The sequence below is a fragment of the Arthrobacter sp. 01T414 genome, from assembly GCF_056398965.1.
Map to the genome: position 1 here is coordinate 279,923 of NZ_JBFTQK010000006.1, position 22,870 is coordinate 302,792.

Consider the following 22,870-nt stretch of genomic DNA (forward strand, 5'->3'; position numbering starts at 1 on the left):
ACCCCGCAGGCGTGATGCCTGGGCCACAGTGGCGTAGCCTGACTTTATGAGTGTTCAGCTTGGCATGCCCCAGCCCCGCGCGGAAAGCGGCTCCGGCGCGGGCGAACCGGCGCCGCCGCTGGCCGGGCGCCCGGCCGGGATGCCTGCCGGGCTGGTGGACCGCTACGGCCGCCGCGCCACCGATATGCGGCTGTCCCTGACGGACAAATGCAACCTGCGCTGCACTTACTGCATGCCGGCCGAGGGCCTGGAATGGCTGGCCAAGCAGGCCGTGATGTCTGCAGAGGAAATCGTGCGGATCGTGCGGATCGGCGTCGAACAACTGGGTGTGCGCGAACTCCGGCTCACCGGCGGCGAACCCCTGGTCCGCGCCGACCTGCTGGACATCATCTCCGCCCTCCGCCAGGCGCACCCGGAGCTGCCGATCTCGATGACCACCAACGCCGTCGGGCTGGATAAGAAGGCGGCCGGGCTGAAGGCGGCCGGCCTCACCCGGATCAACGTCTCACTGGATTCGCTGCACGAGGAAACCTTCACCAAGCTGACCCGGCGCCCCTTCCTGGACCGCGTCCTGGCCGGCGTCGACGCCGCCTGGGCCGCCGGGCTGGGACCCGTGAAGCTGAACGCGGTGCTGATGCGCGGGATCAACGACGCCGAGTCCCCCTCGCTGCTGGCCTGGGCGCTGGACCGCGGTTACGAGCTGCGCTTCATCGAGCAGATGCCCCTCGACGCCGACCATGGCTGGACCCGCCGGAACATGATCACGGCCGCGGAGATCCGGGAGCTGCTCTCGGTCGACTACGTGCTCAGCGCCGACCCGCGCGAACGCGACGGCGCACCGGCCGAGCGGTTCGAGGTCCGCGCCCGCGTGCCCGGCTCGGATCAGGCCACCGGGCCCGTGCTGGGCACCGTGGGGATTATCGCCTCGGTCACCGAGCCGTTCTGCGCAGATTGCCGCCGGACGCGGATCACCGCGGAAGGCAAAATCATGAGCTGCCTCTTCTCGCGCGAAGAGATTGACCTGCTGGGGCTGCTCCGCGAGGGCGCCAGCGACGAGCAACTCGCCGAGCGCTGGCAGGACGCCATGTGGATCAAGCCCAAGGCGCACGGCATGGACCACGTTGGACTGGACGCCCCGGACTTCGTCCAGCCGGACCGCAGCATGAGCGCCATCGGAGGCTGAGACACCCGTGAACGTACGCTACTTCGCTGCCGCGCGCGCTGCCGCCGGCATGGAGGAAGAAAAGTTCGAGCTGGCCGAGGGTGCAACCCTCGCCGAGTTGCTTGAGGCGGTGCTCGCCGTCGAGCGTCCCGAACCGCCGGCCGGCACCCCGCCGCTGGCCCGCATCCTGTCCCGCTCCAGCTTCCTGCTCAACGAGGTGGCCGTCCGTAACACCGCGGCGGCCGTGGGTCCGGACGACGTCGTCGACGTGCTGCCGCCCTTCGCCGGCGGCTAGGGACCCCTAACTTCCCGCCAGCGCCTCCCGCACGCTTTCCGCCACGGCCGCGCCGCCGGCCTCGCCCATCACGATCGTGTAGTGGTTCACGTCCGGCACCTCGCGGACCCGCAGGGACGGAAGTTTCGCTGCCCAGTCGTCGAGGTAGCCGGGGGCGTAGAGCGCGGCGGGCTCGTCGAGCAGTCCGCGCGGGGCCCGGAGCACGACCGCGTCCACGGTGAGTTCGTCCAGCGCCTTGAGCAGCGAGGCGCCGCGGTGCAGTTCCGCGGTGTCCTCGGCCATGGCCTGGTAGCGCGTGGCGGGCCGCAGTTCCGGCTCTTCGCCGGTGAGGTCGTAGTCCACGTAGGCCTCTACCAGCGGGCCCCAGCCGGCGCTGAACGCCGGGTGCTGCCGCCAGAAGGAGCGGTAGACTTCGCGGCTCGGGAACGTGGCGTTGAGGCGTTCGGCGGCCGGGCCCAGCACCGAGGAGATGAGCTCCTCGTCCGAGATTCCCTCCGGGACCTGGAGCGGCAGCCCGCCGTCAACCAGCACGAGCGAGCGGACGCGTTCGGGGTACAGGTTCGCCAGCACGACCGAGGCGAAGGCGCCCATCGAGTGCCCCACGACGACGACCGGTCCCGGTGCCAGCGCCGCCAGCACGGCCGCGAGGTCTTCGGCGTGCGAGGGCATGCCGTACGGTGCAGGCAAGGAATTGCTGCGGCCGCGTCCGCGCAGGTCCGGGGCGATGATCCGGACGTCCGGCAGCGCCTCGGCCAGGTAGGGCCAGGCCTTGTGCGAGGCGGTGACGCCGTGCACGGCGAGGATGGTCGGGGCGTCGGGGTCGTCCGGGCCCCAGATAGCGGTGTGCAGCGTGCCTCCGCGGACCTCCACCTCGGCGGTGCGGTAGGTGTCCTTGCTGGCTGTCTGGGTCATGGGGCTGTCCCTTCCTGGGGCGGGGTGGTGTTCGCGTCCGTTCCTGCGGCGGAACCGGGCGTGGGCGCAAGGGCCCGTTCGATGAACTGCATCATTTCCTCGAAGACTTCTTCTGGCACGTCGGGCCGGGCGCCGGCCGCGGGTTCGGCGCCTTCCTCATCCCAGAGGACCCAGCGCATGCCGATCAGCTCGCCGATGCCCATCAGGGCCCAGGCGGCGACGGTGGGATCCATCTCCCGGACTTCGCCGCTGAGCTGGGCAGCCTTGAGGCCTTCGATGTAGCCGTTGACGATCCGCGTGTAGTGGAGCCTCAGCGCGCCAGGAGAGACGAACTCGGCCTGCCGGATGATCCGGTAAAGGGCCGGGTGCTGGGCGGTGAAGCGGAAGAAGGCCCGGAAGCCGGCCCGTTCCGCCTCGAGCCGGGTGCCGGCGCTCTTGGCAGCGTCGGTCATCGCGTGCCTGACCCGCCGGTTCAGGTCCTCGACCACCTCGTCGAAGATGGCCTGTTTGCCGTCGAAGTACAGGTAGAACGTGCCGAGGCCCACGCCGGCTGCCTCGGTGATCTTGACGATCGAGGCCTCGTGGTATCCCACCGAGGCGAAGACCGATTCCGCCGCCTCGAGCAGCTTGGCCCGGGTGCGGGTGCCCCGGGCGGTGCGGGGTGCGGCGCTCATGCCCGGCCCCCTGCGGCGGAGCCGCGTGCATCGGAACCCCGCCCGGCGGGAGTGCGGCCGGCCAGTTCCTGGCGCAGCTTGGCGCGAAGCACCTTGTTCAGGGCCGTGCGCGGCAGCGCGGGGACCAGCTCGATCGTCGACGGCACCTTGAAGCGGGCGAGCTGGGAGGCGCAGTGTTCCAGCAGTTCCTGCTCGTCGGTGGCCATGCCGGGACGGACCACCACGAATCCCCTGCCGCTTTCACCCCAGCGTTCGTCCTCCACCCCGACGACGGCGGCCTGCGCCACGGCGGGATGGGTCAGCAGGGCGGCCTCAACCTCGGCCGGGGCCACGTTTTCACCGCCCGAGATGTAGATGTCCTTGAGCCGATCCACAACCTTGATGTACCCCTCGGCGTCGCGCTCCACCAGGTCGCCGGTGCGCAGCCAGCCGCCGGCGAGGACGGCTGCCGTGGCGGCCGGGTCTCGGAAGTAGCCGGCGAACACGCCCGGCCCGCCCACCAGCAACTCGCCGCTGGCGGCGCCGTCGAGGATTTCACCGGTGACCGGATCCGCCACGGCGACGGCGACGTGCGGGTACGGTTTGCCGGAGTAGCCCAGCATCCGTTCGGCGTCCTCGTTCGGCAGGCACAGCACGTTGGGCGAGGCCTCGGTCAGGCCGTAGCCCTGGCTCAGGGCAACGCCGCGGCGGTGCCAGATCCGCAGCAGCGGGGCCGGCATCGGGGCGCCACCCACCACGGCGTGGCGCAGGCTGCCCAGTTCGGCATGGGCAAAGTCCGGGTGTTCGGCCAGCATCAGGTACTGGGTGGGCACCCCCATCAGCATGGTCACGCCCCGCTCCGCGATGAGCTGCAGCACGCGGCCCGGGTCGAAGCCGCGTTCCAGCACCACGGTGGCGCCGACCCACCAGGCCAGCAGCGGCTGGATGTTCCAGCCGCCCACGTGGAACTGCGGGAGCACGGCCAGCACGACGTCGTTGCTGCCCATATCCAGGGTCCGGGAAAGCGAGAGATTGTTCCAGAAGCAGTTGGCGTGGGTCAGGACGGCGGCCTTGCTGGCGCCCTCCGTGCCGGAGGTGAAAATCATCAGCAGCGCGTCGTCGTCGCGCACCTCACGGCGGGCCGGGTTGGCGGCGACGGACGCGGCCGGCCGCACGCGGGAGGGCGGCGGCACGGACCGCTCGACGCCGCCGGGCCCTAGGGCCGCGGTCCGCGGCCGGTGCGGCAGCAGCGCGCAGGCTGCGGCGGCGAGGGCGTCCAGCTCACCCTCCACCAGCAGCAGCTGGGGCTCGGCGAGTTCAAGCTGGGCAGCGAGCTCCCGGGGCGAGAGCCGCCAGGACAGCGGGACCAGGACCAGCCCGGCCTTGGCGCAGGCGAAGAAGGCCACCACATGGTCCGAGCTGTTGCCGGTCAGGCTGGCGATTCGGTCCCCGATTCGGTAGCCCGCGGCGCGGAACCCGTCGGCCAGGGCCGAGGCGCGACGTTCCAGTTCGCTGTACAGCAGGGTGCAGCCGCGGTCGTCGATGGCGACCCGGTGCGGGGTGGACAGGCTGCGGTCGGTGGTCCAGCGGCCCAGGGTGTGCAGGCCGTCGGCCGGATTCGGCCCGTTCGGATTGCTCATGCGGCTTCCTCCAGGATTTCGCGCGACGTCGAAGTACCGTGGCCACCACCGCGCCGCGAGCCCCGGTTCCGGCGCTGCCCCAGCCGCTCGGCGGCTCCGGTGATTCCGCCCGGCAGGAACAGCACCACCAGAACGAAGAGCGTGCCGAGGATGAACAACGGTTCGGACAACGGTACACGCAGCACGTCCGGGAGTGACCTGACCGCGTCGGAGTTCGCCAGCGTGGTGAGCCGCTGGTCGAGGATGGTGTAGAAAACGCCGCCGATCACGGCACCCCAGCGCGATCCGACACCGCCCAGTACCACCATCACGAGCAGCGTGATGGTGAAGTCCGCGGATGCCGCCCGGGGCACGGCGCCGCTCTGCAGCAGCAGGAAGGCCATGCCGATGATGCAGACGAGCACGGCGGCGACCACGAAGATGAGCAGCTTCACGAGGTAGGGCTGCAGGCCCAGGACGCGGACCCGCAGTTCGTTCTCGCGCACGGCCGCCGCAGCGTGGCCGGCCCGTGAGGACTGCACCCAGGTGACGATGACGAAGACCGCGACGAGGACGGCCAGGGCCAGCCAGTAGAGGTTGCGGGTGTTGACCACGCCCACGAGGAAATCGGGCAGGTTGTCGGTGCGCAGCGTCAGGCCCTCGTCGCCGCCGGTCTTGCCCTCGGGATTGCGGCCCACGATCACCGACCCGGCCTGCGCAAAGGCCAGCGTCACCATGGCGAACGGGATGCCGCTGACGCGCAGGCTGATGCTGCCCACCACATGGGCCAGCACGATCACGATCAGCAGGGTCAGCCCCATCGCCGGTAGCAGCGGAATGTCGAAGTTCTGCAGGATGATCGCGAGCCCGTAGACGCCGGCGCCGAAGTAGAGGGCGTGCCCGAAGGACAGCAGGCCGGCCACGCCTAGGAGCAGGTGGTAGGTCAAGGCCGCGGCTGCCATCAGCATGCACATGGCCAGCAGTTGCAGGGACCCGGGCGTGTAGCTGGGACCCGGCAGCACGCCGGGCAGGGAGATGTTCAGCAGCGGCAGCAGGACCAGGAGCAGCACGCCGGCCGCGCCCGCTGCCAACGCCGCGAGCCTCCGCGGTGCCCGGCCGCGGTGGCCGCCGTCCGGGGCGGCGGGGCCTCCCCCGGTGTTGGCCCTCCGGCGGCCGGCGGGGCCGCCGTCGGGCGCCGTTTGCCCGGTGAGGGGTCCGTCGGTGCCGGGGCCGCCAGCGCGCGTGCCGTCGGTGCTGGAGGTGTCGGTCTCGGTGCTCATGCGGTTCTCCCAAGCAGGCCGGTGGGACGGAACAGCAGCACGAGAGCCAGGGCCAGCACGACGACGAAGTCGCCGGTGCCGCCAAGGTAGAAGTTCGCGAACTGCTGCAGGACGGCGACGGCGACGGCGGCGATCGCCGCTCCGGTCAGCGAGCCGAGCCCGCCGATCACCGTGACGATGAAAGCGAAGATCAGCAGCGAGCCGCCGAGCATGGGCGAGACGTAGCCGAAGTAGTGCGAGGCGAGCACCCCGCCGAGGCCGGCCGCCGCCCCGCCGATGGTGAAGACGAGGGTGAAGGCCTTACGGACGTCGATCCCCAGTGCCGTGACCATGGAGCGGTTCTCCACGCCGGCGCGGATGATCATGCCGTAACGGGTCTTCTTCAGGAAGAACACCAGGGCCAGCAACACGAGGCCCGCGGCGATGATGCAGATGAAACGGTCGTTGGGGATCCGTGCGCCGAGGATCTCAGTAGTGTCCTTGAACCAGGCCGGGCCTTTGATGAAGACCGGGTCGGTGCCCCAGATGCCGTCGAAGAGTGCCACTGCGGCGAGTGAGAGGCCCACCGTGACGAGGACCTGCTCGATGTGGCGCTGGTAGAGGCGGCGGATCAGCACGAACTCCGTGAAGGCGGCGAAGGCGGCGCCGGCTGCGGCCCCGATCACTAGGGACAGCAGGAACGTCCCCCAGTTGTCGGAGCCTGTGCGGCGGGCGATTTCCCAGCCGGTGAACGCGCCCAGGGTCAGGAATGCGCCGTGGGCGAAGTTCAGCACGCCCATCAGGCCATAGATCAGGGACAAGCCGGCGGCCACCAGGAAGTACAGTGCACCGAGGCCGAGGCCGGTGAACAGCAACAGGACGAGGGTGCTCACAGGGCGGCGCCTTTCTCGGCAGCTTCCCCGGCTGGTCTCCCGGCCGGGGCCGCGTTGGCGGCGTCGGCGGCATCGGTGGAGACGCCAAGATGGCGCTGGATCAGCCCGGGGTCATCGAGGAAGTCGAGCGCGCGGCCGGTGTGGACCACGCGGCCGCCCGAGAGCACGACGGCGTCCCCGGCCAGTTGGCGGACCACTTGCAGGTTTTGTTCGACGAGCAGGATCGGGACACTCCTGGCTGCCTCGGCCAGGGTCTCGGCGACCTCGCCGACAATCTTGGGCGCGAGGCCCTTGGTGGGTTCGTCGACCAGCAGGATCTTGTTGGTATTCAGCAGCGCACGGGCAAGCGAGACCATCTGCTGCTGGCCGCCGGAAAGCGTTCCGGCCATCTGTCCGGCGCGGGCGAGCAGATCCGGGAAGAGCTCCTCGACAAGCTGCCGGCGGGGCGCGGCGTCGCGTTCGGCGAGCCGGAGGTTCTCCGCGACGGTGAGCTTCGAGAAGACCTCGCGGTCCTCCGGCACGTAGCCCACGCCGCCGCGGATGATCTTGAAGGTGGCTTCCTTCTCGATCCGCGCGCCGTCGAGTTCCACGGTCCCGCTGCGCTCGATCAGGCCAATGATGGCCTTGATGGTGCTGGTCTTCCCGACGCCGTTGCGGCCCAGCAGGGCGGTGATTCCCGACGCCGGAACGGTGAAGGACACGTCCTCCACCACCTGCTGGCCGGCGATCGAGGCGCACAGGGACTCGACGTTCAGGATTGGGCGGGTCTCTGTGCCGCGGTTGTCCGCTGCGGTGCTCATACGGGCTCTCCAAGGTAGGCGCTTTGCACGGTGGGGTCAGCCATCACGGCGTCGGGGCTGTCCAGGGCCAGCAGGCTGCCGTGGTGCATGACCGCGACGCGGTCCACCAGGCCCAGGACGACGTCCATGTGGTGCTCCACCATCATCACGGTGCAGCCGCGGTCCCGGTGCATGCCTGCGATGATCGCGGTGAGGGACGGGACGTCCCCCGACGCCACCCCGGCCATCGGCTCATCGAGCAGGACGACGGCGGGATCCGTCGCCAGCAGCACCGCGATTTCCACCTTGCGCTTCTCGCCGTGCGAGAGGTCCCCCGCCGGCGTCGTGAGTTTGCCCGTGAGCCCCACCTCGTCGATGGTGCCGCGGGCGATCCGGGTGGCCTCGTCAGAGGCCGAGGGAAAGTGCAGCAGGCTGAAGCTGCCGCCGAGTTTCGCCTGGGCGGCGAGCCGGACATTTTCCAGGACGCTGAGCCTTGGAAACAGGTTGGAGGTCTGGAAGGTCCGTCCCAGCCCTGCCCGGGACCGGCGGTGGATGGGCGCGGCCGTGATCTCCCTGCCGTTCAGCGTGATGCTGCCCGCGGTGGGGCGCAGCACGCCGGAAATCAGGTTGAACAAGGTGGTCTTGCCGGCTCCGTTGGGGCCGATCACGCCGATCATTTCACCGGCTTCGACGGCGAAGCCCACATCTTGGAGGATGCGTGCACCGCCGATCTGCAAGCCTAGGCCGTCCACCGCAAGGGCGGGCAGGGCTGGGGTTTTCATACGGGTCCTTCGTTTCTCGCGGTCTGGTCCGGAAAGCGGTGCCGGGCGACAGTGCGCCCGGCCGCTACTTCTTTTCCGGCGGGGCGACGGAGTCGCCGGGAACCACCTTGACGAGCTCGGGAGCCCAGGTGCCGCCCTTCTGGACGAGCTTGGCCTGGTACATGTCCTGGATCAGGGCGTGGTCCGAGGCACGGACGGTTTCCTTGCCCTTGGGGCCGTCGAAGCTGTAGCCCTCGAGGGCCTTGACCATCGCATCGGGATCGGAGCCGCCCTCCTTGATGGCCTGGACGATCAGCTGGCCGGCGACGAAGCCGTCCGGGGTGAAGAGATCGGCCTTGTGGCCCGCCTTCTCGACGGCGGCAATCATCTTCTTTTCCACCTCGTTGCCGGCCGCGCCGGGGAAGTAGTGGTTGAGGAAGCTGATCTTGGAGCTCGCCGCGCCGTAGGCGCCGAAGCTGGCCGCGTCACCGAGGCCGGTGACGACGGGGGCGGCGTCGAATACGCCCTGCTGGCTCAGCGCCTGCCACATGCTGCCGGTGGTCGCGCCGGCCCATGCCACGAAGACCATGTCCGGCTTCGCGTCGAGGAGCTGGCGGGCGAACGGGGTGAGCTCCTGGCCCTCTGCGACGAGGATGGAGTCCACCGTGGCGCCCTTGGCACCGAGGACGGCCTTGACCGCGGCGACGTTGCCCTGGCCGAAGGCGTTGTCCTGCGCGAACACCATGACCTTCTTGCCCTTGATATCGATGAAGGTGCCGGCGGTGGCGACGTCCTGCAGGCTCTGCCGGCCGGAGCGGAAGGTGTACTTGTTGATGCCCTGGATCGCGTCGGTCGCGGCCGGGCCCGAGATGTACAGCACCTTGTTCTGCTGGGCCTGTTCGGCGAGCTTGAGCGCGATGCCGGACGACGCCGTGCCGCCGATGACCTTGTAGCCCTTGCCGATCAGGTCCTTGGCGGCGGTGACGGCCTTGTCCGGGTCGCCGCCGTCGTCGGCGTAGGTGAGGTTGATCTTGGCGCCCTTGACTTCGCCGGTGCCGCCGGTGGCGTAGTCGATGCCGGCTTGGAGACCCTCGTAGTAGGTCTCGCCGTAAGCCGCGAGCGGTCCGGTCTTGGAGTAGATGATGCCGACGTTGACGGGCTCGGCAGCGTTGCCGGCACCGCCTGAGCCTGCCGGCGCGGCCGACCCGGCGGTGGGCGCGCAGGCGCTGAGCGCGAGCCCCGAGGCCATCACGGCGGCCATCAGGAACTTCTTTGTATCCTTCACGGGATGCCTTTCGTTGAGAGTCCGCGGAATCTCAACAGGAGATCCGGCAGGGAGTGGGCTGAACCTGAAAGGTGATTCAGATTACGGCAAACCTATGATGCGGCTCACAGCCTGTCAATGGAATTCCTGCCCACCCCGGTAACGAAACGGCAACTTTCCCCGCTTCCAAACGGACCCTCCCTCACATCCGGAGCCCCACCCACCGACCCTCCCTCACATCCGGAGCCCCACCCACCGACCCTCCCTCACATCCGGAGCCCCACCCACCGACCCTCCCTCACAACCGGAGCCCCACCCACCGACCCTCCCTCACAACCGGAGCACCACCCACCGGCCCTCCCTCAGAACCGGAGCACTATCCTTTACAGCCGCGGGTCACCGCGTGATGATGGTGGCGAGGCCAGACGGACGGTTTTGCACTCGGAGGAAGCATGGATCGACCGCTGCCAGGCAGCGCGCACGAGGCCCTTGAGTCATTTCTGGGGCAATGGAGCGGCACCACCCGGTGGGAAGCCACCGCTTGGGGTCCGGCCCGCACCGCTGCGGCCGAGGTCGTATTCGCCCGCGCCGCGGCAGGTTTGGCTGTGACCATGAGCTACCGGCACACCGACGCCGACGGAGTAAAGACGGAGGGTGTCGGCGTTTTTACCATGGATCCGGATCATCCCGACACACTGTGGTACCACGTCAACAGCATGGGCCTGCCTCCGGAGGCGCCCGCCCGCGCCAGCTGGAACGACGGGACCCTGACAATCGAACGGCGCAGCGACCGCGGCACCGCCCGCCACACCTTGCGGGTCGAGGATGGCGAGCTAACGCATGCCGCCGGGCTGCGGCTGGGCAGCGCGAGCGAGTTCAGCCCCTTCATGACCACGGTCTGCCGCCGCGTCCCCGAGCCGGCGCCGGTTGCGGCCTGATCTGAGGGAGCATCCGAAGTTCCTGCGCCGGAGCTGAGGGAGGGTCCGAAGTTCTCGCGCCGGACCTGAGGGAGGATCGCACGTTTCCGCACCGGAGCTGAGGGAGGATCAGCGGCACGCGCGCCGGATCTGAGGGAGGATCCCGCGTGTCCGCGCCGGATCTGAGGGAGCGTCCGGGTTAGAGGCCGAAGGTTTCGGTTTCCTCGAAGGGGCCAACGACGGTCACGGTCCGCGGGGCGGCCGCGAGTTCGCGCGCCAACTCCTGGACCTCGGCCACGGTGACGGCCTTGATCTGCCGGAGGGTTTCGTCGATGTCCTGGTATTCGCCGGAGACCAGTTCCGCGCGGCCCAGCCGGGACATCCGCGAGCCGGTGTCTTCGAGGGCCAGGACGATACCGCCGCTGAGCTGGCCCACGGCCTTGCGCAGTTCCTCCTCGGTGATGCCGCCCTCGGCCAGCTTGTCCAACTCGGCGCCGAGCAGGTCCAGGACCTGGCGGACCTTGGACGGCGTGCAGCCGGCGTACATGCCGAAGTAGCCGGCGTCGGCGTAGGAGGAGGCGAAGGAGTAGGTCGAGTACACCAGGCCGCGCTTCTCGCGGACTTCCTGGAACAAGCGGGAGGACATGCCGCCGCCCAGGACGGCGTTCAGCACGCTCATCACGAAGCGGCGGTCGTCCGTGGCAACCAGGGAGGGGCAGCCCATGATGATGTTGGCCTGTTCCACCGGACGCTTGACCACGTGCAGGCCCGCAGTTCCGGTGATCGAGGCGCGCTCGGTGGAGCGGCGCTGCACCGGCGCGGCGTCGTGCTCGAGTGCCCAGCCGGCGGAGTGCAGGGCGTCCACCACGAGCCCGCAGACGACGTCGTGGTCCAGTCCCCCGGCGGCGGTGATGACGAGCTCGTCGGGGCGGTAGTAGCGGCGGTAGTGGTCCCAGACCGAGTCGCGGGCAACGGCCCGGATGGCATCCGGTGTGCCGCCGATCGGCCGGCCCAGCGGGTGTGTCCCGAGCACGGCGGCCACGAAGTGTTCGTGGGCGACGTCGGTGGGGTCGTCGCTGTCCATGGCGATTTCTTCGAGGATGACGTCGCGTTCCTGCTCCATCTCCTGCGGGTCCAGCACGGCGCCGGTGATCATGTCGGCGATGACGTCGATGGCCATCGGCAGGTCCGTGTCCAGCACCCGGGCAAAGTAGCAGGTGCTTTCCTTTGCGGTGGCGGCGTTCGATTCCCCGCCCACCTCGTCGAATGCTGAGGCGATTTCCAGCGCGGTACGACGCTTGGTGCCCTTGAAGAGCAGGTGCTCCAGGAAGTGGGTGGAGCCGTGCTGCCCGGGGGCCTCGTCCCGCGAGCCGACCCCGACCCAGAAGCCGATGGTTGCTGAGCGCTGGCCCGGCATCGCTTCGGTCAGCACCCGGACACCGCCGGGCAGCACCGAGCGCCGCACCTCCGAGCCGCCTTCGGCTCCGTGAACGAGGGTGTCAGCGTGCTGGTTCTGCTCAAGCGGCAGGGGGACGACAGTCATTAAGGCCTTTCAAGAAACCGTCACGGAAAACGCGCCAAATCTGCCTGCAATCCTACCTGCCTTTAACGGCAGCGGGGCCGGTGGACGAATACACCGGCCCCGCTGCTTGGGTCAGGAAAGACTACTCTGCGGACTCCTCGGAGACCTCAGCGTCGCCAGCCCCTGCCTCGTCGGCCACAACGGGCGAGAGGGAGAGCTTGCCGCGGTCATCGATCTTGGTGATTTCCACCTGGATCTTCTGGCCCACGGAGACGACGTCCTCGACGTTGTCCACGCGCTTGCCGCCGGCGATCTTGCGCAGCTCGGAGATGTGCAGCAGACCATCCTTGCCCGGGGTCAGGGAAACGAAGGCGCCGAAGGTGGTGGTCTTGACGACCGTACCCAGGTAACGCTCGCCGATTTCCGGGACCTGCGGGTTGGCGATGGCGTTGATCGCGGACCGTGCTGCGTCGGCAGACGGGCCGTTGGTGGCGCCAATGTAGACAGTTCCGTCATCCTCGATCGAGATGTCGGCTCCGGTGTCTTCCTGGATCTGGTTGATCATCTTGCCCTTCGGGCCGATGACCTCGCCGATCTTGTCTACCGGGATCTTGACCGCGATGACGCGCGGTGCGAACTCGGAGAGCTCGTCCGGGGTGTCGATCGCGGAGTTCAGCACGTCCAGGATGTGCAGGCGGGCTTCGCGGGCCTGCTTCAGGGCGGCGGCCAGGACCGACGCCGGGATGCCGTCGAGCTTGGTGTCCAGCTGGATGGCCGTGACGAACTCGGAGGTACCGGCAACCTTGAAGTCCATGTCGCCGAAGGCATCTTCGGCGCCGAGGATGTCGGTCAGCGCGGCGTAGCGGGTCTGGCCGTCAACCTGGTCGGAAACCAGGCCCATGGCGATACCGGCGACGGCGGCCTTCAGCGGCACACCTGCGTTGAACAGGGACAGCGTGGAGGCGCAGACGGAACCCATCGACGTCGAACCGTTGGAGCTGAGGGCTTCAGACACCTGGCGGATGGCGTAGGGGAATTCCTCGCGGGACGGCAGCACGGGCATGATGGCGCGCTCGGCGAGGGCACCGTGGCCGATTTCGCGGCGCTTCGGCGAACCGACGCGGCCGGTCTCGCCGGTGGAGTACGGCGGGAAGTTGTAGTTGTGCATGTAGCGCTTGCGCGTTACCGGCGACAGCGAGTCGATCTGCTGTTCCATCTTGAGCATGTTCAGCGTGGTGACACCCATGATCTGGGTCTCGCCGCGTTCGAAGATGGCCGAGCCGTGGACCCGGGGCAGAACCTCAACCTCGGCGGTGAGCTGACGGATGTCCGTCAGGCCGCGGCCGTCGATGCGGATCTGGTCCTTGAGGATGCGCTGGCGCACAACCTGCTTGGTGACGGAGCGGAAGGCTGCGGACAGTTCCTTCTCGCGGCCTTCGAACTGGCCGGCCAGGGAGGAGACAACCTCGTCCTTGAGCTCGTCGGAGGCGGTGTCGCGTTCCTGCTTGTCAGCGATCTGGAAGACAGCGGCCAGCTTCTCGGCGGCAGCGGACTCGACGGCGGCGTAGACGTCATCCTGGTAGTCCAGGAAGACCGGGAACTCGACGGTCGGCTTGGCGGCGCGTGCAGCCAGGTCCGACTGCGCTTCGCAAAGAGCCTTGATGAACGGCTTGGCAGCCTCGAGGCCCTCGGAAACGACCTCTTCGGTCGGGGCCGTGGCGCCCTGCTCCTTGATGAGGTTCCAGGAGTTGTCCGTTGCTTCGGCTTCAACCATCATGATGGCGACGTCGTCGCCCGCGATGCGGCCGGCTACGACCATGTTGAAGACAGCGTTCTCGAGCTGGGAGTGCTTCGGGAACGCTACCCACTGCGAGCCGTTCTCGTCGGCGACGAGGGCAACGCGGACGCCGCCGATCGGGCCGGAGAAGGGCAGGCCGGAAAGCTGGGTGGACATCGAGGACGCGTTGATCGCGACGACGTCGTACAGCTCGTCCGGGTTGATGGAAAGCACGGTGACGACGATCTGGACCTCGTTGCGGAGGCCCTTCACGAACGCGGGGCGCAGCGGGCGGTCCATCAGGCGGCAGGCCAGGATGGCTTCCGTCGAGGGACGGCCTTCGCGGCGGAAGAACGAGCCCGGGATGCGGCCCGCGGCGTACATGCGCTCTTCGACGTCGACGGTCAGCGGGAAGAAGTCAAAACCTTCACGCGGGTGCTTGCCGGCGGTGGTTGCGGACAGCAGCGCGGTCTCTTCATCGATGTAGACCATGGCTGCGCCGGCTGCCTGCTTGGCAAGACGGCCGGTTTCAAAGCGGATAACCCGCTTGCCGAAGCGGCCATTGTCAATGACGGCTTCTGAGAACTGGATTTCGGGACCCTCCAAGAGAGTCACCTCCGTTTCTTGATTTACGGAGTCCAGCCGCATCAACCCAATCCAGCATCTGTCTACTGGACTGCACTGCACCCGGTCATCGATCGAGACCCACGGGCTAGGGCTTCAGTTCATTGAAGCCGTTCCCGGAGATCACTACCGAGGACCGCGAATGCGTGATGCGGTTGATCCTCCTGTTGAGTTTTTTTGAAGAAGGCGGCCCCTTCCGATGGAAAGGGCCGCCCCTTAGAGCTGACTAGCGGCGCAGGCCGAGGCGCTCGATGAGCGCACGGTAGCGGTTGATGTCAGTGTTCTTGAGGTAGGTGAGCATGCGCTTGCGACGACCAACCATGGCCAGCAGACCGCGCTGGGTGTGGTAATCGTGCTTGTGCTCCTTCATGTGCTCCGTCAGATCCTTGATCCGCTGGGTCAGGACTGCAACCTGGACCTCCGGCGAACCAGTGTCGCCCTCGGACGTTGCGAAATCCTTCATGATGGACTGCTTTACAGCGGCTTCAAGTGCCACGTTAACTCCTAGAGATGTGCCGTGAGGCCCGAGTCAGTAATTCACTGCCGGGGGTGCTGCGCCGGAAATCCCTCACCCAAGGGGAAGGTCTTCCCTACACAACAAGAGCCAGCCGCCACGGACTGCAGCCGGATCCAACGTTTAGTTTACTGGCACGCCGTCGAAGTTGTCTAAACAGTCCGCGCGGCGGCGGCTGCTACTCCGAGCTGGCCAGCAGCCCGCGGATCGCCGCGACGCCGCGGTACAGCTCGGCGAACGAGGTGCTGAGCGGCGACAGCCCGATCCGGATGCCCTGCGGCGCACGGAAGTCCGGGATAACGTCCTGCTCCCACAGCGCGGCCGTCATCTCGCGGAAGGCCGGGTGGTCGACCGTGATGTGGCTGCCGCGCAGCTCCGGGTCGCGCGGGGTGGACAGCCGCACACCGGCAGGCTCCAGCCAGGCGTCATGGAGTTCGACGGCGAACGCGGTCAGCAGGCGGGACTTCTCCCGGACGGCGGCCATGCCCACTTCCTCCAGCAGGTCCAGCGTGCCGCGCATGGCGAGCATGCCGAAGACGGCCGGGGTGCCGCTGAGGAACCCCCGGATGCCGGGAGCGGCCTCGTAGCCGGGCCCCATTTCGAAGGCGTCTTTGCGTCCCATCCAGCCCCAGATCGGCTGCTGCAGGCCGGGCAGGTGGCGGGCGTTGACATAGGCGAAGGCGGGCGAGCCGGGCCCGCCGTTCAGGTACTTGTAGGTGCAGCCGGCCGCGAAGTCCACTTCCGCGGCGTCCAGGCCGACCTCCACCGAACCGGCGGAATGGCACAGGTCCCACACCACCAGGGCGCCGGCGTCGTGCACGGCGGCGGTAATACCCGGCAGGTCCGCGAGGAAGCCGGAGCGGTAGGCGATCTGGCTCAGGACGACGACGGCGGTGGCCGGGCCGGTGGCGGCGCGCACCTGTTCAACGGTGACGCCGGAGGCTGGGTCCGCCTCGATCCAGCGCAGGGTGAGTCCCTCTTCGCGGGCGATGCCTTCGACGAGGTAACGGTCAGTCGGGAAGTTGTCCGTGTCCAGCACGATCTCGGTGCGGGCCGGATCGGTAACGGCGGCCAGCGCGGCGCGAATCAGCTTGTAGAGCACCACGGTGGTGGAATCCGCGATGATGGTCTGCCCCGGGCCGGCGCCGAGTACGGCGCGGCCAAGCTGGTCACCGATGGCCTGCGGCAGCTGAAGCCATTCCTCGTCCCAGCCCCGGATCAGGCGGCCGCCCCAGCTGTCCTGGATGAAGCTGCTGATGTCCATGACGGTCCGTTTGAGCGGGCGGCCGAGCGAGTTGCCGTCCAGGTAGGACAGGTCCGTGTCCGTTCCGACGAAGTGCTCGCGGTATGAGGCGAGAGGATCAGCCGCGTCCAGCTCCAGTGCGCGCTGCCAGAGGGCGTCGGTGCCCGGTTCGACGGCGGCGGCGGCACCTGAGGCGGCGTCGGCGCTCACTGGCCGATCTCCGTGCGGACCGCGAAGAGCTCGGGGAAGAAGGTCAATTCGAGGGCTTTCTGCAGGAAGGCGGCACCGCTGGATCCGCCGGTTCCGGCCTTCATGCCGATGGTGCGCTGCACGGTGCGCAGGTGGCGGAAGCGCCAGAGCTGGAAGTTGTCCTCCAGGTCCACGAGTTCCTCGCAGGCTTCGTAGGCACCCCAGTTGCTGGCCGCATTTTCATAGATGTACTTGAACACCGGGACCAGCTCGGGGCAGAACTCGTGGGCCCGGCTCACGTCACGGTTCAGCACCGATTCCGGCACGTCGAAGCCCTGGCGCTTGAGGTAGGCGAGGAAGTCGTCGTAAATACTGGGCGACTCGAGGAGTTCAAGCAGCATGCCGTGGGCTTCCGGGTCGGATTCGAACACCGGCAGCATTTTGCGGTTCTTGTTGCCGAGCAGGAATTCCACCGCCCGGTACTGGCTGGACTGGAACCCGGAAGAGTTGCCGAGGAAGCCGCGGAACTGGGAGTACTCCGTGGGTGTAAGCGTGGCCAGCACGGACCACTGCTCGGTCAGGGTCTTCTGGATGTGCTTGACCCGGGCGATCGCCTTGAGCGCGGAGCCGAGGTCGTCGGCGCGCAGCCAGGCCGCGGCGCTGCGAAGTTCGTGCAGCACGAGCTTGAGCCACAGTTCCGTGGTCTGGTGCTGGATGATGAACAGCATCTCGTCGTGGTGCTCGGGCGCGCTGACCGGCTGCTGGGCGCTGAGCAGCGTCGGCAATTGCAGGTACGAGGCGTAGCTCATCCGGGCGCTGAAATCGCGGACTATGTCCTTGTCCAACTCCCGCGTGTTTTTCTCAATCGTCACGTTTTGCCTTCCTTGCCAAACGGGGCGAGCTAGCTGGCGAACAGGATGTCGTGAGCCTGCACGACGTCCAGCCGCATCTGCTCAACCAGAGCCTCAGGGCCACGGTACGCGACCATGCCGCGCAACCGGGCCACAAACTCGACCACCACTGTCTGGCCGTACAGATCGAAGTCTTCGACGGCCTCCTCCGGGCGGTCAATCACGTGTGCCTCGACCTGCCGGCTGACGCCGTCGAAGGTCGGGTTGGAGCCCACGGAAATGGCGGCGGGCCAGCGAGTGCCGGCCTGGTCCACGAGCCAGCCGGCATAGATGCCGTCGGCGGGGATGTAACCGCTGGCGTTCGAGGCGAGGTTGGCGGTGGGGAAACCGAGGTCGCGCCCGCGGGCGGCACCGTGAACCACTTCGCCCCGCATCCGGTGCGGTCGGCCCAAAACCGCGGCGGCGGTGGCGACGTCGCCCTCGCGCAGCGCTTCCCGGACCCAGGTCGAAGAGCAGCGGCGGTCGCTCGCGCCGTCGTCGCTGGTGTTGCCGTGCTCGCCGCTTTGGTGTCCGTGCAGCGGATAGCCCTCTGAACCGAATTCACTGATGACCTGCACCTCGAAGCCGAGCTTCTCCCCCAGCTCCTTCATGGTGTCCAGGTCGCCTGAGTTTCCCCGGCCGAAGCGGGCGTCGTGGCCGATCACCACATGGCTGGCCTTGAGCGCATCGAACAGCACCGTGGATACGAATTCCTCCGGCGTAAGGCTGGCCAGTTCCAGCGAATACTTCATCACCAGGACAGCGTCCAGGCCCACCTCGCCCAGGGCGACGAGTTTGTCTTCCAGCCCCATGATCAGTTCCGGGGCGGATTCCGGGCGGTGCACCTGCGCTGGGTGCGGATCGAAGGTGATGGCGACGGCGCGGGCGTGGTTCAGGCGGGCCGTGCGGATGAGCTGCGAGAGCACCTGCTGGTGGCCCCGGTGCACGCCGTCGAAGTTGCCGAAAGTGACCACGGACGGGCCGAAGTCCGCCGGGACTTCGGACGGATCGTTCCAGATGTGGACCATCTACCTCGCCTTTTGCTGCCTGCCATGAACTCCTCCGGAGGGGTGGGCCGGCTCCGGAACTCTCTAAGATTACCCGCTATCGTCGCAGCTCCTGCACGAAGCCGGGACTCCCGCGCGATGCCTTTCGGCCTCCTCCGGCCCGGGCTACGATGCAAGGGCACCAGTTCGGCGACGGCAATGCTGCCGGCGCCGCCATCAATGCGCGCGGCCCGGCCCGCGGCTGAAGGAGAACGCCATGACTGAGCTTCAGGACATTCTCGGGCAGATCCCGGTAGACCAGATTGCCGACATGCTTGGCACCGACCGGCAAACGGCCCAAGCCGCGGTAGAAGCGGCCGTTCCCACCCTCCTCGCCGGCATGCACAACAATGCGCAGGCCCCGGATGGTGCGGCCTCGCTGGAGTCCGCGCTGGGCCAGCACCGGGACGGACTGGTCGACGGCGGCGTCGACGCGGCCCAGGTGGATACCGCCGACGGCGAGAAGATCGTGAACCATGTCTTCGGCGGCCAGCAGGACCAGGTCGCCAACCAGCTTGCCGGAACCGCGCAGCTTGGCGGTGTGGGCGGGGACCTGGTCCGCAAGCTCCTCCCCCTGCTCGCGCCGATCGTCATGTCCTATCTCGCCAACAAGGTCCTCGGCGGCCGGGGGCAGGCGGGGAGCGGAACCGGGGCTGGCGCGGGCACTGGTGCCGGTGCCGGGGGCATCGACCTGGGCGGCATCCTTGGTGGAATCCTCGGCGGAGGGGCTGCCGGCGGCGGTCTGGGCGACATCCTCGGCGGCATCCTTGGCGGCGGGCAGCAGCGGACGGCAAACGAGGCTGTCGCACCGGAGGGCGGCAACGCCGTCGAGCCGGAGCTTCAGCCCCAGGCTCTGCCGCAGGGTGTCCCGCAGGGCCAGCCGTCCAATAGTGAGCCGCAGCCCGGTGAGCTGATCGACATTGACCTCCCGGGCCAGCAAGGGGACGTTCCCCAGGACGCGCAGCCCGAGGCACAGAAGAACGACGGCGGCTTAGGCGGCCTGCTGGGCGGCCTGTTCGGGAAAAAATAGCGTCCGATTGGCAACGGCCTCCGGCGGCCTATTGGTGGCGCCGGGGCCTTCCACTTTTTACCGGCCGTGTAACCGGCCTGGTAACCGGTCTGGCAGCAGCCGGCAGCCCGGCCCCGTGGCGGCCTGCTACAGTCAGGCTAAATTCCGGATCGATGTTGGGGGACATTATCAAGAACAAACTTCTCACCGCCGCCGCCCTCGCCACTCTGGTTGCTGTGCCGCTGGGCGTCGGTGCAGCGCAGGCCGCCGCAGTGAAGCATGCCGGCCAATCCACGGAGTCGAGGGCCAACGGTCCGGTCGGCGGCTACGAGGGCTGGTGGAACGCGACGCCGGCATCAGGTGACGCCGCGGCGCTGCCGCGGGAGACAGTCGCCGTCAACACGGAAACTTACAAAGTGGTGGACGCCTTCAACCGCGAGATCAACGACGCCGGACGGGCCACCAAGCTCACGGACGTGCACTACACGGTCGTGCCGGACCCGGCCTGGCCGGCCCACTCGGTGGTCATTATTGAGACGTCGACGAATCGCGTGATTGCGGACTTCCGGGTCGACGCCCGGGGCGAACCGATCCGCTGACGCTGGTCAGGACGCCATGCTGGACCTTGCGCGCTGGCCGCCGCACTACCCGGCGGGTCGCGGGTCTGAACCTAGGGAGCTGACCGGCAGATTACCCGGCGGGTCGCGGGTCTGTTTCCGGGAGCCGCTGAAGCCATGCCTCGAGTTCGCGGGGGTGACGGAAGATGAGGACCTTCGACGCGCCCGGTGCGTTTTGCAGCTCTCGCATCACTCGTCGCTTGCGGCTAAACGATCGGAAATGCCATCCAATGATCGAGTCGGCCGCGAGGAGGCGGCCGAACGTTTCCTGGTTGCCGTTGCAGACCTCTTCCCGGGCGATGACGCGGTGAAGTGAGCGCCGGATCAATCGGAGTAGTGAAAGCCATCGGGGATAGTCGAGGCCCACGATCAACTCCGCGCGCGGCACAACGAGGTCACGCCACACCCCATAGGCACTGTCGAGCACCCACTGATCCTGTCCGGCGATGCGCGCTGCAAGTTCCCGCTGTATGGCGGTGTCCGGCTGCCGCCACCCCGGAAGCCAGCCGATATCGTCGTCGGCCGAGAACTCCGGGAGCCCCGTTCGAGCCGCGTACGCGCGGGCAGCGGAGGACTTGCCACTGCCGGTGACACCGTAGAAGAGGACGCGGGATGGAGCAGCTGTGGGATTCGGGGTCTGCACGACGTTCAGCATGCCACACTGGTCCGATGCCTGAGTTTTCCATCTCTGCAAGCCCTGACGTGTCCGCCGCCGAGGCGTTGGCGCTCTACGAATCGATGGGGTGGACCGCCTACACCCGGGACCCGGATCTGCTGGTGCGGGCTATCCAGAACTCCTCGTTCGTGATCGCCGCGCGAAGTGCGACCGGTGGCCTTGTGGGCTTGGCCCGTTCCGTCTCTGATGACGCGACCATCTGCTACCTGCAGGACATCCTTGTGGATCCGGCGTTCCAGGGCGCCGGCGTGGGGCGTGCGTTGCTGGAAGCAGTCCAGCGGCGGTACGGGCATGTCCGCCAGACCGTTCTCATTACCGACAACGAGCCCGGCCAGCGTGCCTTTTACGAAACTCTGGGTTTCACCGAGGGAGCCGATTTCAGTCCGGAGCCGATCCGCGTTTTCGCCCTGTTTCGCTGAGGCGCTGGTTGGCTGTTCTCCGTGGACCTAGTTCACATTGTCAGCTATGGTCTGAGCATGCGGAGGGTGGCGGGGGCAGCGGTAAGCGGAGCGCTGTCGCTTGTGCTGCTTTGCGGTTGCTGGATTGTGCCGGTCACCCACACAGACGTTTGCGTCGACTGGGTGCAATTCGAGACCATGCAGCAGCGCTTTGATCACGCCGGCGCGGTGTTGATTGGCAAGCCGCTGAAGCGGGACGGTGAGGCCCGGATCTACGGATACCAGGCGAACGTGCACGCGGTGGAAGTGGAGCGGGTACTCAAGGGCGGCATCGGGGCGGGCCCGGTACGTGTTGCGTCCATGCCGGTGACTTGCGGAAAGTCCTATCCGGACGGTGACCCGCTCGACACAGGTGCCCGGCAACTATTTTTCCTGACTGCGCAGAACGACGAATGGTTCACGATGACGCCGGACCAAGGCGCGGCACCGTTCCCGCCGGGTACTCCCCTCCCCTTCAAGATGCGTGGAGATGTGCTTCAGTCTGCCGTCAAGCGGTAAACCGACACGTGGCTGCGGGATTCTCCGGTGAATTCGCTGCCGTCCCAGTCTGCCCATCTGGATTCCAGCTCGAAGCCGGCCAGCCGGGCCATGAGGTCGAGCTCACTGGGCCAAATGAAGCGGTGTGGTGTCCGTACAATGCGTGCTTCCCTGCCGTCCGAGAGTTCCGGACCGAACCCCACGTGGTGCGAGACGACGTGCTGTTGCACCACGTCGTAAGTGTCGACCAGCAGGTACCCCGGCTGACTCACCTCGACCGTGCCGCCATGACCGGGTGCGAGCGAACGGAGCTGTGGCACCCAGAGCTCGATGACGAAGCGCCCGCCGGGGGCAAGATGCCGGGCAGCGTTCTGGAAGCAGCGCACCTGCTCCTCCTGAGTTAGGAGGTTGGCGATGGTGTTGAACACTAGAAATGCGAGGGAGAAGTTGTCGCCTGCGACTGTCTCGGTCATGTCGCCTTGAACGACAGGAATCGCCTCCGCACCGTCCTTCTCGCGCAATCGGGAGATCATCGCATGCGACAGTTCGATGCCGGCGACACGGACCCCGGCTTCGGAGAGGGGAATCGCGACCCGTCCCGTGCCAATGGCAAATTCGACCGCCGGTCCGTTACCCGCGAGCTTCGACAGGACCTCGACCGTGGGGCCAAGCACCTCGGGCGCGAACATGCCCTCTCCAGGCGTGTCGTACTTCCTTGCGGCTTCGTCGTCCCATAGCTGTTGCTGGTTGACCATCCCGCCACTATTGCATCCACTGTGCAGTTCCACTAGCGATCGACGCGGTCCGCTCGGTACGAACTCGCGTGGCCAGGCGAATGGCGAAAGTTTTTGCTGACCGCTCGGCGCTCGCAGCTCTTCGCTCGGCGTCGTCCGGACCCCGGTTCGGACGCTGGCCCCACGACGCCAGTACACCCCTCCCCCTCCATGGAATCCTGAACTCCGCCCAGACCATGACCCCGCAGCTCCTGACCCAGCGGGACGACTCAACACGGCTGCCTCGGTCGCCCGTTCGGCGAGGGCCAGCACGGCACGGGTGGTTCACGATCTGAAGTAGTGGTTTCTTCGTGGTGTTTGGGTGGGGTCGAGGTGGGGTGGCGGGATGAACCAGGGGACGCCGTTGCGGGGTTGGATGGTCCATTGTTCTCTGTGGGTCAGGTGGTGATGGTGGGAGCACAGGAGTGTTCCATTGTCTGCGGATGTGGTGCCGCCTTTGGACCAGTAGGTGATGTGGTGGGCTTCGCACCAGGGGGCGGGGATGGTGCAGCCGGGGAAGGTGCAGCCTTGGTCGCGGGCG

At 67.7% G+C, this 22,870-nt stretch carries 24 protein-coding genes; 7 read left to right on the top strand and 17 right to left on the bottom strand.

The features are described 5' to 3' along the window. Window positions 1-46 precede the first annotated feature (46 nt). Together moaA and AC1DK9_RS14815 are read left to right on the top strand one after the other, a co-directional pair. Window positions 47-1,183: a GTP 3',8-cyclase MoaA gene (gene moaA, locus AC1DK9_RS14810; RefSeq protein WP_476916385.1), complete on the top strand. Its 1,137-nt coding sequence runs from the start codon at window positions 47-49 to the stop codon at window positions 1,181-1,183. Between the two features lie 7 nt (window positions 1,184-1,190). Continuing rightward, window positions 1,191-1,457, top strand: a complete 267-nt coding sequence (locus tag AC1DK9_RS14815) for a MoaD/ThiS family protein (protein WP_476916386.1) — start codon at window positions 1,191-1,193, stop codon at window positions 1,455-1,457. 6 nt (window positions 1,458-1,463) lie between these two features. On the opposite strand, the gene AC1DK9_RS14820 is transcribed toward AC1DK9_RS14815, so the two are convergent. The 8 genes from AC1DK9_RS14820 to AC1DK9_RS14855 form a co-directional block, all read right to left on the bottom strand. Then, window positions 1,464-2,369, bottom strand: coding sequence for an alpha/beta hydrolase (locus AC1DK9_RS14820; RefSeq protein WP_476863478.1), 906 nt, complete (start codon window positions 2,367-2,369; stop codon window positions 1,464-1,466). Further along, complete coding sequence (locus AC1DK9_RS14825; RefSeq protein ID WP_476916387.1) at window positions 2,366-3,043, bottom strand: TetR/AcrR family transcriptional regulator; 678 nt, start codon at window positions 3,041-3,043, stop codon at window positions 2,366-2,368. The genes AC1DK9_RS14820 and AC1DK9_RS14825 overlap by 4 nt, the downstream gene beginning before the upstream one ends. After that, window positions 3,040-4,662, bottom strand: a complete 1,623-nt coding sequence (locus AC1DK9_RS14830) for a class I adenylate-forming enzyme family protein (RefSeq protein WP_476916388.1) — start codon at window positions 4,660-4,662, stop codon at window positions 3,040-3,042. Before AC1DK9_RS14830 ends, AC1DK9_RS14825 begins: the two co-directional genes overlap by 4 nt. Beyond that, the gene (locus AC1DK9_RS14835) at window positions 4,659-5,921 is read right to left on the bottom strand and encodes a branched-chain amino acid ABC transporter permease (RefSeq protein WP_476916389.1); all 1,263 of its coding nucleotides are present in this window, start codon (window positions 5,919-5,921) and stop codon (window positions 4,659-4,661) included. Before AC1DK9_RS14835 ends, AC1DK9_RS14830 begins: the two co-directional genes overlap by 4 nt. After that, a complete protein-coding gene (locus AC1DK9_RS14840; RefSeq protein ID WP_476863482.1) occupies window positions 5,918-6,793 on the bottom strand; it encodes a branched-chain amino acid ABC transporter permease in 876 nt (291 codons plus the stop codon). The genes AC1DK9_RS14835 and AC1DK9_RS14840 overlap by 4 nt, the downstream gene beginning before the upstream one ends. Further along, window positions 6,790-7,593 (bottom strand): ABC transporter ATP-binding protein, encoded by an 804-nt coding sequence (locus tag AC1DK9_RS14845; protein ID WP_476916390.1) that lies wholly within the window; start codon window positions 7,591-7,593, stop codon window positions 6,790-6,792. Before AC1DK9_RS14845 ends, AC1DK9_RS14840 begins: the two co-directional genes overlap by 4 nt. Then, window positions 7,590-8,354, bottom strand: coding sequence for an ABC transporter ATP-binding protein (locus AC1DK9_RS14850; protein WP_476916391.1), 765 nt, complete (start codon window positions 8,352-8,354; stop codon window positions 7,590-7,592). Before AC1DK9_RS14850 ends, AC1DK9_RS14845 begins: the two co-directional genes overlap by 4 nt. A gap of 64 nt (window positions 8,355-8,418) precedes the next feature. Next, window positions 8,419-9,618 (bottom strand): substrate-binding domain-containing protein, encoded by a 1,200-nt coding sequence (locus tag AC1DK9_RS14855; RefSeq protein WP_476863485.1) that lies wholly within the window; start codon window positions 9,616-9,618, stop codon window positions 8,419-8,421. 431 nt (window positions 9,619-10,049) lie between these two features. On the opposite strand from AC1DK9_RS14855, the gene AC1DK9_RS14860 reads away from it, so the two are divergent. Continuing rightward, window positions 10,050-10,535 carry a DUF1579 domain-containing protein gene (locus tag AC1DK9_RS14860; protein ID WP_476916392.1) on the top strand — a complete coding sequence of 162 codons (486 nt, stop codon included), beginning with the start codon at window positions 10,050-10,052 and terminating at the stop codon, window positions 10,533-10,535. Window positions 10,536-10,713: 178 nt separating this feature from the next. On the opposite strand, the gene AC1DK9_RS14865 is transcribed toward AC1DK9_RS14860, so the two are convergent. The 6 genes from AC1DK9_RS14865 to AC1DK9_RS14890 all read right to left on the bottom strand — a co-directional run bounded on the left by AC1DK9_RS14865 (window position 10,714) and on the right by AC1DK9_RS14890 (window position 18,301). After that, window positions 10,714-12,057, bottom strand: a complete 1,344-nt coding sequence (locus AC1DK9_RS14865; RefSeq protein WP_476861599.1) for a M16 family metallopeptidase — start codon at window positions 12,055-12,057, stop codon at window positions 10,714-10,716. Window positions 12,058-12,178: 121 nt separating this feature from the next. Then, on the bottom strand, window positions 12,179-14,419 hold the full coding sequence (locus AC1DK9_RS14870; protein WP_476916412.1) for a polyribonucleotide nucleotidyltransferase: 2,241 nt from the start codon (window positions 14,417-14,419) through the stop codon (window positions 12,179-12,181). A gap of 244 nt (window positions 14,420-14,663) precedes the next feature. After that, window positions 14,664-14,933: a 30S ribosomal protein S15 gene (gene rpsO, locus AC1DK9_RS14875; RefSeq protein ID WP_138769772.1), complete on the bottom strand. Its 270-nt coding sequence runs from the start codon at window positions 14,931-14,933 to the stop codon at window positions 14,664-14,666. Window positions 14,934-15,129: 196 nt separating this feature from the next. Beyond that, entirely contained in the window at window positions 15,130-16,404 is a 1,275-nt protein-coding gene (gene kynU / locus AC1DK9_RS14880) for a kynureninase (protein ID WP_476916393.1), read from the bottom strand. Next, entirely contained in the window at window positions 16,401-17,255 is an 855-nt protein-coding gene (kynA, locus tag AC1DK9_RS14885) for a tryptophan 2,3-dioxygenase (protein WP_476916394.1), read from the bottom strand. The genes kynU and kynA overlap by 4 nt, the downstream gene beginning before the upstream one ends. A 29-nt stretch (window positions 17,256-17,284) precedes the next feature. Beyond that, window positions 17,285-18,301 (bottom strand): bifunctional riboflavin kinase/FAD synthetase, encoded by a 1,017-nt coding sequence (locus tag AC1DK9_RS14890; protein WP_476916395.1) that lies wholly within the window; start codon window positions 18,299-18,301, stop codon window positions 17,285-17,287. A 235-nt stretch (window positions 18,302-18,536) separates the two neighbouring features. Here AC1DK9_RS14890 and AC1DK9_RS14895 point away from each other — a divergent pair, with 235 nt between their 5' ends. Both AC1DK9_RS14895 and AC1DK9_RS14900 read left to right on the top strand, forming a co-directional pair. Continuing rightward, a complete protein-coding gene (locus AC1DK9_RS14895) occupies window positions 18,537-19,349 on the top strand; it encodes a DUF937 domain-containing protein (RefSeq protein ID WP_476916396.1) in 813 nt (270 codons plus the stop codon). Between the two features lie 152 nt (window positions 19,350-19,501). Continuing rightward, complete coding sequence (locus AC1DK9_RS14900; protein WP_476916397.1) at window positions 19,502-19,927, top strand: hypothetical protein; 426 nt, start codon at window positions 19,502-19,504, stop codon at window positions 19,925-19,927. 91 nt (window positions 19,928-20,018) lie between these two features. Here the strand turns inward: AC1DK9_RS14900 and AC1DK9_RS14905 are convergent, their stop codons facing one another. Further along, window positions 20,019-20,600, bottom strand: a complete 582-nt coding sequence (locus AC1DK9_RS14905) for a P-loop NTPase family protein (protein ID WP_476916398.1) — start codon at window positions 20,598-20,600, stop codon at window positions 20,019-20,021. Window positions 20,601-20,614: 14 nt separating this feature from the next. On the opposite strand from AC1DK9_RS14905, the gene AC1DK9_RS14910 reads away from it, so the two are divergent. Together AC1DK9_RS14910 and AC1DK9_RS14915 are read left to right on the top strand one after the other, a co-directional pair. After that, window positions 20,615-21,040, top strand: coding sequence for a GNAT family N-acetyltransferase (locus tag AC1DK9_RS14910; protein ID WP_476916399.1), 426 nt, complete (start codon window positions 20,615-20,617; stop codon window positions 21,038-21,040). Between the two features lie 21 nt (window positions 21,041-21,061). After that, window positions 21,062-21,577, top strand: a complete 516-nt coding sequence (locus tag AC1DK9_RS14915; RefSeq protein WP_476916400.1) for a hypothetical protein — start codon at window positions 21,062-21,064, stop codon at window positions 21,575-21,577. On the opposite strand, the gene AC1DK9_RS14920 is transcribed toward AC1DK9_RS14915, so the two are convergent. Then, the gene (locus tag AC1DK9_RS14920; protein WP_476916401.1) at window positions 21,556-22,311 is read right to left on the bottom strand and encodes a class I SAM-dependent DNA methyltransferase; all 756 of its coding nucleotides are present in this window, start codon (window positions 22,309-22,311) and stop codon (window positions 21,556-21,558) included. The two genes, AC1DK9_RS14915 and AC1DK9_RS14920, sit on opposite strands and share 22 nt — an antisense overlap. A gap of 303 nt (window positions 22,312-22,614) precedes the next feature. Beyond that, a partial coding sequence (locus AC1DK9_RS14925; protein ID WP_476916402.1) for an HNH endonuclease signature motif containing protein occupies window positions 22,615-22,870 on the bottom strand: 256 nt, incomplete at its 5' end.

Excerpts from the sequence above, each read along its gene's own strand:
- AC1DK9_RS14895 (WP_476916396.1), top strand. The coding sequence starts at position 18,537 with ATGACTGAGCTTCAGGACATTCTCGGGCAGATCCCGGTAGACCAGATT.
- AC1DK9_RS14850 (WP_476916391.1), bottom strand. The coding sequence starts at position 8,354 with ATGAAAACCCCAGCCCTGCCCGCCCTTGCGGTGGACGGCCTAGGCTTG.
- AC1DK9_RS14865 (WP_476861599.1), bottom strand. The coding sequence starts at position 12,057 with ATGACTGTCGTCCCCCTGCCGCTTGAGCAGAACCAGCACGCTGACACC.
- AC1DK9_RS14920 (WP_476916401.1), bottom strand. The coding sequence starts at position 22,311 with ATGGTCAACCAGCAACAGCTATGGGACGACGAAGCCGCAAGGAAGTAC.
- AC1DK9_RS14845 (WP_476916390.1), bottom strand. The coding sequence starts at position 7,593 with ATGAGCACCGCAGCGGACAACCGCGGCACAGAGACCCGCCCAATCCTG.
- AC1DK9_RS14890 (WP_476916395.1), bottom strand. The coding sequence starts at position 18,301 with ATGGTCCACATCTGGAACGATCCGTCCGAAGTCCCGGCGGACTTCGGC.
- moaA (WP_476916385.1), top strand. The coding sequence starts at position 47 with ATGAGTGTTCAGCTTGGCATGCCCCAGCCCCGCGCGGAAAGCGGCTCC.
- AC1DK9_RS14910 (WP_476916399.1), top strand. The coding sequence starts at position 20,615 with ATGCCTGAGTTTTCCATCTCTGCAAGCCCTGACGTGTCCGCCGCCGAG.
- AC1DK9_RS14860 (WP_476916392.1), top strand. The coding sequence starts at position 10,050 with ATGGATCGACCGCTGCCAGGCAGCGCGCACGAGGCCCTTGAGTCATTT.
- AC1DK9_RS14825 (WP_476916387.1), bottom strand. The coding sequence starts at position 3,043 with ATGAGCGCCGCACCCCGCACCGCCCGGGGCACCCGCACCCGGGCCAAG.
- AC1DK9_RS14905 (WP_476916398.1), bottom strand. The coding sequence starts at position 20,600 with ATGCTGAACGTCGTGCAGACCCCGAATCCCACAGCTGCTCCATCCCGC.
- AC1DK9_RS14900 (WP_476916397.1), top strand. The coding sequence starts at position 19,502 with ATGTTGGGGGACATTATCAAGAACAAACTTCTCACCGCCGCCGCCCTC.
- AC1DK9_RS14830 (WP_476916388.1), bottom strand. The coding sequence starts at position 4,662 with ATGAGCAATCCGAACGGGCCGAATCCGGCCGACGGCCTGCACACCCTG.
- AC1DK9_RS14820 (WP_476863478.1), bottom strand. The coding sequence starts at position 2,369 with ATGACCCAGACAGCCAGCAAGGACACCTACCGCACCGCCGAGGTGGAG.
- AC1DK9_RS14835 (WP_476916389.1), bottom strand. The coding sequence starts at position 5,921 with ATGAGCACCGAGACCGACACCTCCAGCACCGACGGCACGCGCGCTGGC.